General features: G+C 58.0%; 12 protein-coding genes and 1 pseudogene. 6 read left to right on the forward strand and 7 right to left on the reverse strand.

What is annotated here, in order from left to right:
• Positions 1–165: 165 nt before the first annotated feature.
• Positions 166–1,122: a GDP-L-fucose synthase family protein gene (locus tag XH80_RS19845; protein ID WP_271600013.1), complete on the reverse strand. Its 957-nt coding sequence runs from the start codon at positions 1,120–1,122 to the stop codon at positions 166–168.
• Positions 1,103–2,188: a GDP-mannose 4,6-dehydratase gene (gmd, locus tag XH80_RS19850; RefSeq protein ID WP_271600014.1), complete on the reverse strand. Its 1,086-nt coding sequence runs from the start codon at positions 2,186–2,188 to the stop codon at positions 1,103–1,105. Before gmd ends, XH80_RS19845 begins: the two co-directional genes overlap by 20 nt.
• 1,034 nt (positions 2,189–3,222) lie before the next feature.
• Here gmd and glmS point away from each other — a divergent pair.
• Positions 3,223–5,049 (forward strand): glutamine--fructose-6-phosphate transaminase (isomerizing), encoded by a 1,827-nt coding sequence (gene glmS / locus XH80_RS19855; protein WP_271600169.1) that lies wholly within the window; start codon positions 3,223–3,225, stop codon positions 5,047–5,049.
• Positions 5,050–5,072: 23 nt separating this feature from the next.
• A complete protein-coding gene (locus XH80_RS19860; protein WP_271600015.1) occupies positions 5,073–5,396 on the forward strand; it encodes a beta-L-arabinofuranosidase domain-containing protein in 324 nt (107 codons plus the stop codon).
• Positions 5,397–5,598: 202 nt separating this feature from the next.
• On the opposite strand, the pseudogene XH80_RS19865 reads toward XH80_RS19860, so the two are convergent.
• The 5 genes and pseudogenes from XH80_RS19865 to dctA form a co-directional block, all read right to left on the reverse strand.
• A pseudogene (locus XH80_RS19865) lies at positions 5,599–6,583 on the reverse strand (IS3 family transposase); the annotation flags it as partial.
• 838 nt (positions 6,584–7,421) lie between these two features.
• Entirely contained in the window at positions 7,422–7,808 is a 387-nt protein-coding gene (locus XH80_RS19870) for a response regulator transcription factor (RefSeq protein WP_271600016.1), read from the reverse strand.
• 85 nt (positions 7,809–7,893) lie between these two features.
• A complete protein-coding gene (locus tag XH80_RS19875; RefSeq protein ID WP_271600017.1) occupies positions 7,894–8,577 on the reverse strand; it encodes a response regulator transcription factor in 684 nt (227 codons plus the stop codon).
• Positions 8,574–11,249, reverse strand: coding sequence for a PAS domain S-box protein (locus XH80_RS19880; RefSeq protein WP_271600018.1), 2,676 nt, complete (start codon positions 11,247–11,249; stop codon positions 8,574–8,576). The genes XH80_RS19875 and XH80_RS19880 overlap by 4 nt, the downstream gene beginning before the upstream one ends.
• Positions 11,250–11,928: 679 nt before the next feature.
• Positions 11,929–13,251: a C4-dicarboxylate transporter DctA gene (gene dctA / locus XH80_RS19885; protein ID WP_271600019.1), complete on the reverse strand. Its 1,323-nt coding sequence runs from the start codon at positions 13,249–13,251 to the stop codon at positions 11,929–11,931.
• Between the two features lie 1,069 nt (positions 13,252–14,320).
• Here dctA and XH80_RS19890 point away from each other — a divergent pair.
• The 4 genes from XH80_RS19890 to XH80_RS44040 all read left to right on the forward strand — a co-directional run bounded on the left by XH80_RS19890 (position 14,321) and on the right by XH80_RS44040 (position 15,909).
• Positions 14,321–15,019 (forward strand): molybdate ABC transporter permease subunit, encoded by a 699-nt coding sequence (locus XH80_RS19890; RefSeq protein WP_271600170.1) that lies wholly within the window; start codon positions 14,321–14,323, stop codon positions 15,017–15,019.
• A 267-nt stretch (positions 15,020–15,286) separates the two neighbouring features.
• Positions 15,287–15,472: a hypothetical protein gene (locus XH80_RS44030; protein ID WP_442869163.1), complete on the forward strand. Its 186-nt coding sequence runs from the start codon at positions 15,287–15,289 to the stop codon at positions 15,470–15,472.
• Entirely contained in the window at positions 15,469–15,726 is a 258-nt protein-coding gene (locus XH80_RS44035) for a hypothetical protein (protein ID WP_442869156.1), read from the forward strand. Before XH80_RS44030 ends, XH80_RS44035 begins: the two co-directional genes overlap by 4 nt.
• Before the next feature lie 21 nt (positions 15,727–15,747).
• Positions 15,748–15,909 (forward strand): hypothetical protein, encoded by a 162-nt coding sequence (locus XH80_RS44040; protein WP_442869157.1) that lies wholly within the window; start codon positions 15,748–15,750, stop codon positions 15,907–15,909.
• The last annotated feature ends 484 nt before the right edge of the window (positions 15,910–16,393 follow it).

A 16,393-nucleotide genomic window follows, 5' to 3' on the forward strand; every position in this document is an offset into this window, starting at 1 on the left:
CAAGTCGGCAGGGGTCTTTGGCAGCGAACTGAGGGCAGCTGTTGAAAATGAACGTTCGTCAACTTGCGAAGCAAGATTGATCGTTACGTAAGCAGCGACCCTGCTAGGACGGAAAATCACCGCCGGTTCATCGTAGGATCGGCCCCTTATCCGGGAATGAGCGAATCACTCTGGTGCCGTCCGTCGGTCAGCCCGATACGCCTGGTATGCCAGCTGAATGCCATCCTTTAGCGAAGTCGTGGCGTGCCAGCCGAGCCCGGACAGCCGACGCACGTCGAGCAGCTTGCGCGGCGTGCCGTCCGGGCGCGACGTATCGAAGCTGATCTCGCCGCGAAAACCGACGGCGGCCGCGACCATGAGTGCGAAGTCGGCGATGCTGATGTCCTCGCCGGTACCGATATTGACCAGTTCCGGCGAGGAATAGGCCTTCATCAGATGGATGCAGGCATCGGCGAGATCATCGACATAGAGGAATTCGCGGCGCGGCGTGCCGGTGCCCCACACCACGACGTTGCGGCCGCCCGAAATCTTGGCCTCGTGGAAGCGGCGGATCAGCGCGGCGACGACGTGGCTGTATTCGGGGTGATAATTGTCCCCGGGGCCGTAGAGATTAGTCGGCATCACGCTGATAAAATCGGCGCCGTACTGGCTGCGATAGGCCTGGGCCATCTTGATGCCGGCGATCTTGGCGATGGCATAGGGTTCGTTGGTCGGTTCCAGCGGGCCGGTCAATATCGAATCCTCTCGCAGCGGCTGCGGCGCCAGGCGCGGATAGATGCAGGAGGAGCCGAAGAACATCAGCTTCTCGCACCCATTGGCATGCGCCGCCTGGATCACGTTGCTCGATATCGCCAGATTGTCGTGGAGAAACTCGGCGCGCAGCGCGTTGTTAGCGACGATGCCGCCGACCTTGGCTGCGGCGAGGAATACGGCTTGCGGCCGCTTCGCGGCAAACCAGGCGTTCACCGCGGCCTGATCGCGCAAATCGAGTTCGCTGCGCGGCACCGTCAAGACATCGGCCTGTTCGCGTGCTAGCCGGCGCATCAGCGCCGCGCCGACCATGCCGCGATGGCCCGCAACGAAAACCGTCTTACCCTTCAGTTCAAACGCCGCGCTTGCCATTGGTCGCATCCTGCAAGGCTTCGACGAGATCGCTGGCGACCATTTCCTTCACCAGTTGCGAGAACGGCGTCTTCGGAGCCCAGCCGAGCTTCGCGCGCGCCTTGCTGGCGTCACCGATCAGGAGATCAACCTCGGTCGGACGGAAATAGGTCGGATCGATCTGCACCAGGGTCTTGCCGGAGGCCTTGTCCACGCCGACCTCCTCGACGCCCCTGCCGCGCCATTCGATGCTGCGCCCGACCTCGGCAAACGCCACCTCGACGAACTCGCGGACCGGCCGCGTCTCGCCTGTCGCGAGCACGAAGTCGCCGGGCTCGTCAATCTGCAGGATCCTGTGCATCCCATCGACATAGTCGCGGGCATGGCCCCAGTCGCGCTTGGCGTCGAGATTGCCGAGATAGAGCGTGTTCTCCAGGCCTACCTCGATGCGGGCGACGGCGCGGGTGATCTTGCGCGACACGAAGGTCTCGCCGCGGGTCGGGCTCTCATGGTTGAAAAGGATGCCGTTGCTGGCAAAAATGCCATAGGCCTCACGGTAGTTCACCGTGATCCAGTAGCCATAAAGCTTGGCAACGCCATAGGGCGAACGCGGATAGAATGGCGTGGTTTCCTTCTGCGGCACCTCTTGCACGAGCCCGAAAAGCTCCGAGGTCGAGGCCTGGTAGAACCGCGTCTCCTTTTCCATGCCGAGTATGCGGATCGCTTCCAAAAGGCGCAGAACGCCGATTGCGTCGGCGTTGGCTGTGTATTCCGGGCTCTCGAAACTGACCTGGACGTGGCTCTGGGCGGCCAGGTTATAAATCTCGGTCGGCCGGATCTGCTGCACCAGCCGGATCAGATTGGTCGAATCCGTCATGTCGCCATAGTGCATCAGGAACGGCACGCTGCCGGCATGCGGATCCTGGTAGAGATGATCGACGCGCGCGGTGTTGAACGAGGACGACCGGCGCTTGATCCCGTGCACGTCGTAGCCGAGACCGAGCAAATACTCGGCGAGATATGCTCCGTCCTGCCCGGTGACACCGGTGATCAGCGCAACGCGACGCTTTGAGTACTGAGCCGTCATGGTCTCTCTTAGTTGCGCCGGAAAGAAAGCCCTGTGAAACGCGATTGGGAGCCGTTTCTCGAGAAGTCTAGATGCGCAAGCCCGCTCCACCCGCAATTTGAGGAAAGCGATCGTTAGGTCCAGTCATACACATCAGGTAGGAAAGCACACTATATACATAGATTTAGATTGGACTGGAGTGTGTCAACGCATCAATCTTCAAAACATCAGAGTCAACTAACGCTCGCATCCTGGCTTATATCCGCGATGATCCCTAAGCAGGCGAGATGGATGCGATCGCCGTTGCGAGCACAAGGGCGCGCTTGTTCGGACTAAATCTCCAACGAGATAGAAGTCGACGATCTGTGTTCCTATCTATGCTCAGACGCAAGTACGCATACCCGTGGTCTCGTCACGGCTTGGGAGAGCGACGAGCTGAGGCCGCAGTCATCGATGCATTTGCCGGATGATGGGATGCAAGCAAGCGCACAGTAAAGCCTGCACGTCAATTCGTAGTCTAGAAAGCGCACCCCTACTGTCAACTTCCGTACAGAACCCCCGATCTTGGCGGTCAATTCATTGCCCGTGATTAGCGCTGTTGCCAATATCAAGCTCGCGGCAGGCAGTGGAGCTGTCGACTCAAGACAAGATGAGCAAGAGTAGTAAACGTTGGTATAGATGTTCCAACGTTTCGATATCGAAAGTTTACGCTCGTACAATGGAGCTTCGCTGCCAATTGTCTAATCTCGATGAGCATAACTTGCCTCGGTACGAGTATGATGAGCCTCTTAAACCCGCGCCGGCAAAATGTGTTTCGGTAGCACAGAACAATTCAATCCAGAGCTGCAGCGCAGTTTGTGGTCGATCGGCAATGTAGCCGGGCGAAGCGATGATGGCTGAAGGAGGTCTAACTCACGCTTGCGAATGCGGTGGCGATACAGGCGGCTGCGAAAAAGCCCGAACTGACACCTGTTACCATCGGGCAAGCGAATTTCATGATCGGATTCCTGTAGGGGAACCTCGAACTCCTTGAACTTGGGGCTGCATTGATCGATATGTGTGGAATTGTTGGCATTTTGGGGCGTGGTCCGGTCGTTGGCCAGTTGGTCGCGTCGCTCAAGCGATTGGAATATCGTGGCTATGACTCCGCAGGCCTCGCGACTCTCGAAGGTCTCCGTATCGAGCGCCGGCGCGCTGAAGGTAAGCTGAGAAACCTTGAAGAGCAGCTGCGCTATTGTCCGCCGTTGGGTCATACCGGCATCGGTCATACCCGCTGGGCGACTCATGGAAAACCGACCGAGAGCAATGCTCACCCGCATGCGACGGAAAATGTGGCGGTCGTTCATAACGGGATCATCGAGAATTTTCGCGAGCTGCGAGCCGAACTGGAGCGTAATGGAGCCCAGTTTCACTCAGAGACAGACACGGAGGTGGTGGCGCATCTCGTCGAATCTTATCTCAAGAGAGGCTATTCGCCGCAGGATGCGGTAAAAGCGTCGCTGCCACGGCTGCGCGGTGCCTTCGCGCTCGCGTTCCTTTTCAAAGCCCACGACGATCTTTTGATCGGTGCGCGTAGGGGGTCACCCCTTGCGATCGGACATGGTGACGGCGAAGTGTATTTAGGATCTGACGCGCTCGCGCTCGCGCCTTTGACCGACACCATCACCTATCTTGAAGACGGCGATTGGGCCGTGCTTACGCGCACGATGTGCATCATTTATAGCGCAGGCGGATTTGTCGTCCAGAGGGCAACATCAAAGTCTGGCGTATCGTCACTCCTTGTGGACAAAGCGAATTATCGCCACTTCATGGCCAAGGAAATCCACGAGCAGCCGACAGTAGCCGGCCAGACATTGGCGCATTATGTCGACATGGCGGCCAAGCGCGTCGCCCTGCCGGTCACATTGCCGTTCGACTTTAAATCCATTCAGCGCATCACTATTACCGCGTGCGGCACTGCAAGCTATGCCGGGCACATCGCCAAATACTGGTTCGAGCGGCTGGCGCGCTTGCCTGTCGAGATCGATGTAGCGTCCGAGTTCCGCTACAGGGAGCCGCCTTTGCGCCGGGGTGATCTCGCGATCGTCATCTCGCAGTCGGGCGAGACCGCTGACACGCTAGCTGCGTTGCGATACGCCAAGGACCAGGGCGTGCACACGATATCTGTGGTCAACGTCGCGACGTCGACGATTGCGCGAGAGAGCGAATCCGTTCTGCCGACGCTGGCGGGGCCGGAAATCGGCGTCGCCTCCACCAAGGCATTCATCTGCCAGCTGATGGTATTGGCGGCGCTTGCCGTCGCAGCAGGCAAAGAGCGCGGTAAGCTGTCTGAGATCGATGAAACAAGGCTCGTGCGTGAGCTTATCGAAGTGCCGCGGTTGATTGCTGCGGCGCTGTTGATCGAGCCGCAGATCGAGAAACTCGCGCGCTATATCGCCGATTCAAGGGACGTGCTCTATCTCGGTCGTAGCACATCGGCTCCCCTGGCGTTGGAGGGCGCACTCAAGCTGAAGGAAATTGCCTATATCCATTCAGAAGGTTATGCCGCCGGCGAGCTCAAGCACGGAGCGATCGCACTGATCGATGAAGCCGTGCCTGTGGTGGTGATCGCGCCCTATGACGATGTGTTCGCGAAGACCGTCTCGAATATGCAAGAAGTTGCGGCTCGGGGCGGCAAGATCATCCTGATCACCGATTCGAAAGGTGCTATGGAAGCGGCGGTGGACACACTCATGACCATTGTGCTGCCTGAGATGGTCGCAAGCTTTACGCCGATGCTCTATGCCGTTCCGGTTCAGCTCTTGGCTTACCATACCGCCCTCGTAAGGGGCGCGGACGTGGATCAGCCACGTAATCTAGCAAAATCGGTGACTGTGGAATAAGGCCACAATGTTATAGCGGAGCATTGAGGCCACCAATAGCGTGGGCGAGCTCAGAAAGAAAACGATCCCGGTATTTTGCGGTTCGTTTTGTATACCTCATGACGGCAGTAGCTCATCTCGCGCGTCTGCGCAAGAACGAGCAACAGCGCCAAACTTGCCTACGGCTATGGCGAAACATGGTCGAGCGCCAGATCTATATTACCGGAGCCATCGGCTCGCAAGGTACCGGCGAAGCGTTCAGCAGCGACTACGATTTGCTGAATGATGCCGCGTACGCGGAAGGTTGCGCCTCCATTGGCTTGATAATGTTCGCGCGCCGTATGCTGGAGATGCAACTGGACAGATAAGCCGACGTGATAGAGCGCGCGCTCCAATATCGTTATCGGCAGTATCGCGTTCGACGGGCGTTGCTAATCCCATGTCAGCCCGCTCGAAGTGCATCCCAATACGCCGAGGTCTATGGCATGTACAATCACGTCTCGCCGGTGCGCCGCTGGGCCTAACAAGCCTAATTTAGATGCGGAAATGTATGTCCGACGGGAGCACCAAGACTGCGACTCCGGTTTGGCCCAGCGACGTGAACAGCGTCTCGTTCAGCAATTCGCCTCGGAGACGGCCATCGAAGCTTTCGATGAAGGCATTCTGCGTCGGCTTGCCGGGGGCGATGTAATGCCAGGCGACGCGGCTCTGATCGGCCCATGTCAGGATGGCGTTGCTGGTCAATTCGGTGCCGTTGTCGCTGACCACCATTTTGGGCTTGCCGCGCTCGATGATCAGCCGATCCAGCTCCCGCGCCACCCGGGAGCCAGACAGCGAGGTGTCGGCCACCAGCGCCAGGCACTCGCGGGTGCAATCATCGACGACGGTGAGGTTGCGGAAGCGGCGGCCATCGGTGAGCTGATCCGACACGAAGTCGAGAGACCAGCGGTCATTCGGCGCCATCGCGACCGTCATCGGCGCCCGGATCCCGATCGCCCGCTTGCGGCCGCCACGGCGACGCACCGCAAGCCTCTCTTCCCGGTAGAGCCGGAACAGCTTCTTGTGGTTGATCACGTAGCCCTCCCGCTTGAGCAGAACGTGCAGGCGCCGATAGCCGAAGCGACGGCGCTCCTGGGCGATCGCCCTCATGCGCTGGCGAAGGCCGGCTTCGTCCGCCCGGGTCGTTTGGCATCTCATGGTCATGCGGCAGCAGCCGATGGCTTTACACGCCCGCCGTTCGCTCATCCTGTGAGCAGCCACGAGATGTGCGACAGCCTTCCGCTTGGCCGCGGGCGTCACCACTTCTTTCCCAAGAGGTCCTCGCGGCATTGTCCAGCATGGAGTCGGCCAGCAACCGTTTCAGCCGCGTATTCTCGTCCTCCAGCGTCTTCAGCCGCTTGGCCTCCGACACCTCCAGCCCACCGAACTTGGCCTTCCATTTGTAGATGCTGGCGTCGCTGACGCCATGCTTGCGGAACAGCTCGGCAACCGACACGCCGGCCTCATGCTCCTTCAAAATCCCGATGATCTCTTCCGAAAAGCGGCTGCGCTTCATGCTCTGGTCCTTGTTGTGGCCAGAACGAACTTCAAACTGGATTAAGCCCGTGGGGCAAGGTCACGGGCTCCTCTGTGTTTGTCGCCGTTTCGGCCGAGAGTTCCTCCGGTTCGCTCAGAATACTGCCCCAAGAGTGGTCCTTGGCTTAGCGGTTGCTAATTGTTTGAGCCTTGAAAGTAGGGGCTCACCGCGCGAGGCAATTACGACAATGCTCGCTGATCGAGCACCTGCATATGGGGTGCCGGCAAAGTGCACCCGGCCGCCAAGGGCCGGGCGTGTTGCGCGGAGCACATTGGATGGCTTGGAGACCAGAAGTTTTCTACAGATGGTCTACGAAGTAGTAGGAGCGTAGGCGCCTGCCGTGAGTCAGTTGGCCAGGAAATGCACAGCGAAGCGGCGCCGGATCGATAAGATGGCGGGCATGCGTCGACGGACACAACGACGCCGTGAGCAAGAGCATCGTACAGAGCTCTTTCCAAAAGCGGTAACCAAGACGAAGGGCGGCCTGGGCGAAGCTCCATTTCATCGTCACCGCCGTCGGGCTCAACACAACCAATCTCGTGCTTGCCGAGCGCCTCGGGGCCAACTCTGTTCCAGATGGAGCAAGAAGTGCTGAGAGGCGTCGATGGCTCTGGGGCAGCATTACTTTGAGCGCTGACCTGGAATGAATCAAGCCGGCGTACTCTCCGTCTCTCGCGGAGTTGTTGTTCTGCAGCCGCCCACAGTCAGTAAAGCGTGGGCGTGCAAGTCGCGGTTCCGACTGCGAAGACGTTGCTCGGTGCGTGATCGTCGTTCCGACGAGCATTTAGATCGGACAAGAACTCGCAGGTTGATCGAATCAGATGTCACCTCTCTCGCCACGTGCCTTCAATGCGATGTCGAGGCACTTGAGTAGCTCTTGCCCGCCAAATGGCTTGGCGAGGAAGCCAATCGCCCCGGCGTCCAGGGCTGACGCGCGCACGCGTTCGTTGGGGAAAGCTGTAATGAAAATGAAAGGTGCGTCGTAACCACGCGTCCGCATCTCTGTCAGTAGCTCCAGCCCACTCATAGCCGACATCTGCACATCGGTAATGACACAAGATGTCTCACTCAAGTGCGGCGACCGCAGGAGTGCCTCGGCCGACGCAAATATCTGCACGACGTAGCCACGCGATTTCAACAGGTTTTCTGTCGACGCACGGACGGAGACGTCGTCGTCAACGACGGAAATCAAAGGCGTGGACAAGAAGAGCACTCCCGACGCAGTACAGCGGCAGCCAAAGCGCTAGCCACTTTCGGCGAAAAGTGGCTGAAGTGACGGAATTGTAAAATCATACTTGCGTTTGTTCGGAACGATTGACGCAAATTCCCAGCGTCTCGCTTATTCTGATCAGGTCGGCCAGCGACCGGGCACGCATCTTTTTCATTACGTGACCCCGGTAGATCTTCACCGTAATCTCGGCCAGCCCAAGTTCCGCGGCTACCTGCTTATTCATCAGGCCGGCCGCAACCAGTTTCATCACTGCCTGCTCGCGCGGGCTTAAGGTCTCAAATAAAGACTGCAGGTTCGCGACGATTCGCTGAGCTTCTCGTCTTTTGCGATCCCGTTCGGTCGCCGCAACCACGGCATCAAGCAGTTCCTGATCGCGGAACGGCTTGCTGAGAAAATCGACCGCACCTCCCTTCATGGCCTTGACCGTCATTGGAATGTCGCCATGGCCGGTGATGAAAATGATCGGGATGTGTATGTTCAACCTTGCCAGCTCGGCCTGGTAGTCAAGGCCGCTGAGGCCAGGCAGCCGGACATCAAGAACTAGACAGCTTGTGACGTCCGGAATTGTGCTCTGCAGCATTTCACGGGCCGATCCAAACGCAACGACCTCCAACCCTACCTGTTGAAAAAGGTTCGTAAGCGAGCGGCGCACGGAGATGTCATCCTCAACGACAAAGACGATCGCCTTCGTCGAGGCCTCGGCGTTGCTAGCCTCACCTGGCGAGTTCAATCGTCCTGTCACTGGAGGGCCTCCTTGTGCACGGGCAGGACAAACTGGAAGGTCGCGCCCGGTTCATTTTTCTGGAGAAACGATAGCCGCCCTCCATGAACTTCCACGATGGAACGGCAGATCGAAAGGCCCATTCCAAGGCCACTCGACTTGGTGGTGAAGAAGGGGTCCAAGACGTGGTCAGCGTCCTTCTCGGCGATCCCGACGCCGCAATCGGACACGGCAAGCTGCACGTGCCCCAGATCGTTCTTGGATGATTGAATCAGAAGTTTGCGCGGCCGGTCTGTAACTGCGTCCATCGCCTCTATTCCGTTCATTACCAGATTGATGATCACCTGTTGTAGCTGAATTCGGTCACCGAGGATCCTAGGCAGCGCGGCCGCCAACTCGGTTCGCAATGTCACTCGGTGGCTCACCAGCTCTCGTGTTACCAGCGCAATGACGTCCCTAACGACCTCATTGATGTCGAGTGGCACCATCTCAATCTCGCCCTTCTTCGCGAGCGCGCGAACACTGCGGATCACCTCGCTTGCCCGGATTGCGTCTTCGATGATCCATTCCACCGAAGAGCGCGCGGCGGCAAGATCAGGAGCTTCCCGAGCCATCCAGCCGAGGCACGCATCGGCGTTGTTGAGAATAGCGGCGAGTGGTTGGTTTATCTCGTGAGCGATGGAAGTCGTCAGTTCTCCTAACGTCGTTACACGCGTCACATGTGCAAGCTCCGCTTGTGCCTTTCGCAGCTCTTGTTCGGCCTGATCAGCGCGTATGAGGGCCGTTATATCAGTGCTGACGCCCCGATAGCCCAGAAAAGTTCCGTTGCCGTCGAAGAAGGGCTTGCCACTCGTGCGGACATAGATCGGAGATCCCGTCCGATTCACGGTACGGTAGATGAGATCCCGAAACGGCAGATGCGCCTGCAAAGTCGCCCGATGCTGACGCCACTTCTCGGGTTCCTCTTCCGTGTCGCACGCAATGTCCCAGCGAGGCAGGCCCATCAATCCTGTCGCTAAAATTCCTGCAGCGCTGGTGTGCTCGGACAAGTGAGTGACTCGATGATCTGGCCCGGTCTCCCAGAGCCAGTCGGAAGCTGTCTCGGCGTAGTCGCGAAAGCGCTGCTCGCTTTCGCGCAGCGCGACAAGTGTATTTTCCAGGCGTTCCCTTGCTGCGTGCTGCTCGGTGACATCCATGTGTGTTCCGATCAGCTCGGTGACATTACCGTCGCTGCCGACGACAATGTGTGCAACGGAGTGTATGCGCCTTATCCCGCCATCTGGCAGAAGAATACGAAAATCATACTCGAATCGTTCTTCCACCTGTTCAATCGCCTGCCGCTGCACCTCCTGTAACCGTGGCAAGTCTTCCGGATGGATGCGCGATCGAATAGTCTCTATCGAAACCGGCTCTTGTGGTTTAAAGCCAAATAGGCGATCAACCTCAGCAGAGCGATAAATGAAATCTAGAGCATGGACGTCCCAGGACCAGCTGCCTGTATGGGTGAGATGCTGGGCCTCGGCCAGATAGGCCTCGCTGCGCCGCAGCTGCTGTTCTGCTCGCTTCGTCGCCGTAATATCGGTAGCCGCCCCAACAAACTCGATGTCACCAGAGGCTGTCCTCGTCGCTCGCGCCTGCGCATGAATGTGCTTTACCGAGCCGTCCGGTAGCAGAAGCCGGTACTCGTGCTCGAAATCGCTCGGATCTCGCATCGCGCGATCGAGAGTTTCTCTAACCGAAGGTCTATCATCTGGATGAGTGCGCTCGACGACGAGCTGCGGCCCCGGTGGCATTGTCTGAGGGGCTAATTGGAAAATCCGAAATGTTTCTTTGGACCAGAAGGCCTCGCCCGTAGTGGGGTTCCAGCTGAAGCTCCCTGTGTGACTCAACTCCTGCGCCTGGGCCAAATGTGCTTCGCTCCGCTGCAGGGCAAGTTCGGTCCGCCTTCGCTCCGTGATATCTTCGCAGGCGCAAAGGATAATGGGCTGCTCATCCGCCCAGAGCATGGCTTTGGCGTTTTCACGTACCCACAACACCGAGCCGTCCTTCCTGACTTTCTGGATGTCCCACGTGCGCGTTTGTCCGACATTCTCAAGGCACGTCCGAACGCATTCGCGAACGAACGCGCGATCCTCCTCGAGAAATACGTCCAGCACGGATCGACCGATGAGTTCAGCACGAGCATAGCCGAGTTGTGTCGCGCCGAGGGTATTGACGTTGAGGACAGTGCCGGCTTCATCGACCATAAAGTACATGGCCGGATTATGCTCGAAGATGGTGCGCCACCGTTTTTCTCGGTCCTCCAAATCGGCCGCACTTCGCTGAAGCTTGGCCGCAGCCACACGCGCAGCCTCTCTTTCCTGGCGCAGCTTTCCGATCAGGTGCGCTCCCACAATCGAGGCAATAAAGAATGCAACAATCACGGGCAGATCTTGGGGGGCATCGATCCGCAGACTGAACACCGGCGGCGCAAAGTAATAAGCGAGAGCAGCGATGGCTACGATGCAAAGCGCGGACGACGCGATGAAGCTGCCCATCAACGAAAACAGCAACACCACTAACAAATAGGCGAACGCCGTCGCGGCGAAATGCGCCTGAAGGTACAAGCAAGACACTGTTACCACCGCCAGCGTTATGCTGCCGAAGGTAAACTGAGGGGCTGAGCGTCTTAAGCTACTGATATGGCTATGCATTTTGGTACCGTCCGGCCCGTTCTCCGGCGGAGAGCTATAACATTTTAGGCAAAAATGGGGCAATACTGGGGAACCAGCACCCGTTGTGAGCGGTTCCGAGATCGATTGCTTGCTGAACTGAGCACGCGCGAAGAAAAAACGCATCACAAACATACGTATAGTTGTCCTAAACCTTTCAATAGGGCGCACTGCCATAGAATCGAAGCTGAGATGTCTGCTTTCCTCCGCTGCCGATAACTTCCGGGCAGGCGCTTAAGGCTGCAGCGAGGACAACCCCTCACGCCAGCCGGACGAGGACAGCGGCTGAAGTTCGCTCAACAGGTTGAGCCGGAACAATCAGGTGCGCCTCGCCGAACCGGAAAGAACAAGGACAAGCTGCCGGACGATTCATCTCGCCTTTACGGTCGGCATGCGGAAGAAAGCGCAATCGTCACGTGCCGAGATACGAAGGCGAAGTTACGCGACTGCTTATTATGCCCTAGGGCCATCACGCCTAGGTGAGAAGATTTGCCTCCGGTTACCCGGCCAGCGCGCGCCAACGACGCCGAACCGACACACTAGCCGTGTGCGAGCCGCCACCGCTCCGTCGAGGTACCATCTAATCCGTGATTCGAACTACGAGAATGTAGCTGCGATTGCATTCAATGCGTCCTCGAATGCGGCGGTTAAGATCCAGAACCTACCTCATTGTGCTGGTAGTGTCGACAGTGGTGGAAACGGTGGGCTGGTTGAGCCGATTCTTCAGCGTCGCGTGCTCGAGCTCGTCTTCCCACCAGGATATGAACACGGCGGCGATGCCGTTGCCCGTGATGTTGGTAAGGGCGCGCACCTCGCTCATGAACTTATCGATTGAAAACACGATTGCCATGCCCGGCACGAGCGCTGGGTTGACAACCGACAACGTCGCGGCGAGCGTGATGAAGCCCGCGCCAGTGACGCCGCTTGCTCCCTTCGACGTTAGCATCGCCACGAGCAGGATCGTGAGCTGCTGGCTAAAGGTGAGCTCGACCCCGAGTGCCTGGGCAATAAACAATGTCGCAAGCGTCATATAGATATTGGTGCCGTCGAGGTTGAAGGAGTAGCCAGTTGGCACCACCAAGCCGACCACGGGCTTGGAGCAGCCCAGCCGCTCGAGTTTCTCCATGAGTTGCGGCAGCGCGCTTTCAGAGGACGAAGTGCCGAGCACGATCAGAATTTCGTCCTTGATATAGATAATGAACTTGAAGATTGAAAAGCCGACGAGGCGCGCGATCAAACCGAGCACCACTACGACAAATAGCGCCGCAGTCGCGTAAAACAGCGCGATCAGGCCGATCAAATTACCGAGTGCTGCCGGCCCGAACTTGCCGACAGTGAAGGCCATGGCGGCGAAGGCGCCGATCGGGGCCGCTTTCATGATGATAGCGATTACGCCGAACACCGCGTGTGCGACGTCGTCGATAATGCCGCGCAGCCGCTCCCCACGGTTTCCCAGCGCCATCAGCGAAAAGCCGAATAGAATCGCGAACAAGAGAACCTGCAGAACATCGCCGCGAGCGAAGGCGCCGACCACGGTATCAGGAATGATGTTGAGAAAGAAATCGACGGTCTTCGAGGCTTCCGCCTGCTTCACGTAATTGGCGACGGCCGCAGCATCCGGCTTGACCGCAAGGCCATGGCCGATTTGGACCAGATTGCCCATAACAAGGCCCAACAGCAAGGCAAAGCTGGAGACGATCTCGAAATAGACCAGCGCCTTGACGCCGACGCGCCCGACTTTCTTCGCATCCTGAATATGCGCAATACCAGATGTGACAGTGCAGAAAATAATCGGCGCGATCACCATCTTGATGAGCTTGATGAACCCGTCACCAAGCGCCTTGACCCAGTCGTTGGTGGCGACAGATGGCCATAGGCAGCCAACCATGACGCCAATTAAGATCGCGATTAGCACCTGGACGTAGAGGATCTTATACCAAGCTTGCGACGCGCGTACAGGCAACGCAGTTGCCCTGGTGGTCATGACGCTTCCTTCCCGAATATACTCGAATGTGAGCCGCCGCTGTTGAGAGGCGACAGCGTCATACGAGACCAATCATTTTAGCCTTGCCCTGATTGAAGACGGTTCCGAGAGCCGTCGCGTCCTTGCAAGGCAGGCGTTTAGTTGCGTTGTTCGCTAAGCAAGATATGCACCAGATCCCAAACTGCGGCCGATCAACAAGTCGCGGACAACTAGCCTGTGTTCGGCGGCAACGGCTTGAATGCTCGTACCGCGTTCGCCCAAGGAAACAAAAAGTTGCACCGTAGCGCGCATTAGCGGTGTTACGTCTCGGCTCGAGTGCTGAGATCGATGCAACAGTATGTGGCATTGGTGAAATTGATATTTTGGATTGTACGCATTTGCCGGATGGAAGGCCGGTTTAGGAACTCCATTGCGCGGACAAGATCTTTGAGGGATGAACTGCGTTGCCGGGAGCGGCGAAGCTCGTTGGTGCCGGAGCGCGCGTCTCCACGCCTTTGCTGGCGGACCCCTCGCGCCTTTACCGCGTCACAGAATCAGTCTTACGGCGATTTCTCAGCTAGATCGTTCGCGTTGCTGCCGAGCGGCAGACTTCCTGCGAGCCGTCCAGGACCCCGGCGAGGGCGGCGTTTAAGCCGCCGACAAACGCAACAGGCATCTGTCGAGGTTTGTAGAAATCTGCCGTTTTCGTTGCGCGGCTGTCGCTGTCTGCTCGGGAACAAAGATGCCTGAAATCTGACAGAGCGTTGGGTCCACTCCATAGTGACATCAGCGTCTGCGCAATTTTCCCCATTGAGCATAGAGCCGCCACAGCTCGCACGCGGCACAGGAATTGCTGATGACAAGGAGAAGCTGCCACCGTCGGGTGGATCGAGGCGTACTTGTCACAGGAATTGTCGATGAGCCTTGTGATGCTGCTCTTGCTCGCAGAAGCGAGGCGCGTGAATTCGGCGGCCCCAACGAGTTGCCGCGCTACCAAATGGCTATTCGCGCCGCATCTCTGGATGAGCCGTACATGCAGGCGACCACCGTCACGATACGGCGACCTGCGCTCACCGGCGGGCCGACGCACGTGAATATCGATTCGTCAGAAATTTCGCAATCCATTGCGCTCACGATCGAGCTCGCTAGCGTGACGACCGTGATCCTCCTCGTGATTGGTGTGCCCCTCGCTTGGTGGCTAGCCCGCTCAAAGACTTTTTTGAGCGAGGCGGTGGCCGCGATGATCGCACTTCCGCTGGTGCTACCTCCAGCGGCTCTCGGCTTCTGCGTACTCGTTTTGCTCGGCCCCGACGGACCGGGTGGCGTTCTCGCCTCTTTCTGGGGCGGGCGCACGCTCGCTTTTACCTTCGCGGGTATCGTGGTCGGATCGGTGCTCTCGGCGCTGCCATTGGTCGTGCAGCCGATACGTAGCGCCTTTGTTGCGGTCGGCGATCACCCGTTGGAAATGACAGGGCGTGTCTCGCCATTGTATGCCTTCATTGCCATCAGCGCGCCGCTAGCGCGACTGGAGCTTGTCAAAGCAGCCGTGCTCGGATTTTCGCATACCATCGGCACATTCGGCGTCGTGATGATGATCGGCGGCAATATTCCTGGCCGCACCAAGGTGTTATCGGCTTACGTCGTAGACTACGTCCAAGCGTCGCGTTGGCACGAGGCAAGTGTGGTTGCCGCTGGTATGGTGCTGTTCGCCCTTGCGACAATCTTCACCTTAGCCATCATCGACAGACATAGTGCTAGGCGAGGCACCGAATCATCCGAGGCTTGCTAGCCACATATATCCGACAGCGCCGGGCCGCAATATTACAAAACCGGATCCATCCGTCCTTTCGGGGCTACAATGAACAACCTTGTTATGGTCGCAGCGGCAGCCGCAATCGGCTTCAATTGAGTGCAGTCCGCGCCTCTGCCCCAAAGCGAAGGCCGATGACGTCGGCGTTTCTCGGCAGCGCCTTGCAAAGCTAGACCAGTTCTAAGCTCGGGAGATCGCGAGTAAACGCGTGCCGGCGCGGTTGCTCTCGCCAGAGACGGCAAGCTGATTAACTACAAGGCGACCGGACAACTCAATCCGGCAAAAGGAAGGTCGATGCGGCTCGACGCGAAATTCGCGCTTGCTTCTATGACCAAGCCGATGGTGGCCGTTGCGGGTCTTATCCTCATGGAGCAGGTCGCCTGCCTTTGCAGGCAAGGCATACGGATTACTATCCGGAATTCGCAGGCATGAAGGTGGGGGTGCCACAGCATGACGGTTCATTGAAATTTCAAACGCAGAATTCTTCGATCTTGATCCACGATCTTTACCGCTACACATCTGGGCTCACCGATGGCGCGCCCCCCAATAGCTCAGACCAGGTGGCGCGTCTCTATCCCGATTTCGCTGCTCCGCCACTAAGGGATGGTAAGCAGGCTTTCATCGAAACCATTGCCAAGCTGCCGCTAGCACATCAACCGGAGACAGAATTCGCAAGGCTTCTCTAGACCGATGTGCTGGGAGCTGTCGTGGAACAAGTCAGCAGACAGCCATTGGGCGACTATCTTGCGAGCAACTTGTGGAAGCCAATCGAAATGCAAGATGCCACTTTCCATTTGTCGGAATCGCAACGCGCGCCTGGCGCATCCATTTCCACACGACCCGCTGACGGGAAAACCACAAGAGATTGAGCTCCTCGAAATTCCAACGAATTTTGACAGCGCGGGAGCCTGCGGATTTGCGACAGTCGGTGACTTGGTGCGCATTTGGACAAATGCTGCTCAACGGCGGCGAGCTCAATGGGCGGCGCATTCTTGGTCCGAGGACGGTGCGTCACATGACTCCCGGCCACCCCGAGCCAGGATCAAAAATAAGGTCGCCAATGTGGAGACGCACCGTGCCGGCTTCGGCTTCGGGCTCGGGGTGGCTGGAACGCTTAACGAGGGCTCTCGGCGGTTCCGGCAATCCAGGTGAGGTCACATGGACTGGCGCCTACGGGACACAATTTTTCTGCGATGCAAAAGAGCGTCTGGTCGCGGTGGTCGGAACGGCGGCGCCCGGAGAAATCCGGAAGTATTACCGCGAACAAGTCCAGTATATCGTCTATGCTCCGATAACCCGATAATTCGCTTTCAGCCGAAAGGCGCGATGAACCATTTGGTGTAGTCGGCGGAC

The sequence above is a fragment of the Bradyrhizobium sp. CCBAU 45384 genome, assembly GCF_028128665.1.
In the GTDB taxonomy this organism is placed as follows: Bacteria; Pseudomonadota; Alphaproteobacteria; order Rhizobiales; family Xanthobacteraceae; genus Bradyrhizobium; species Bradyrhizobium manausense.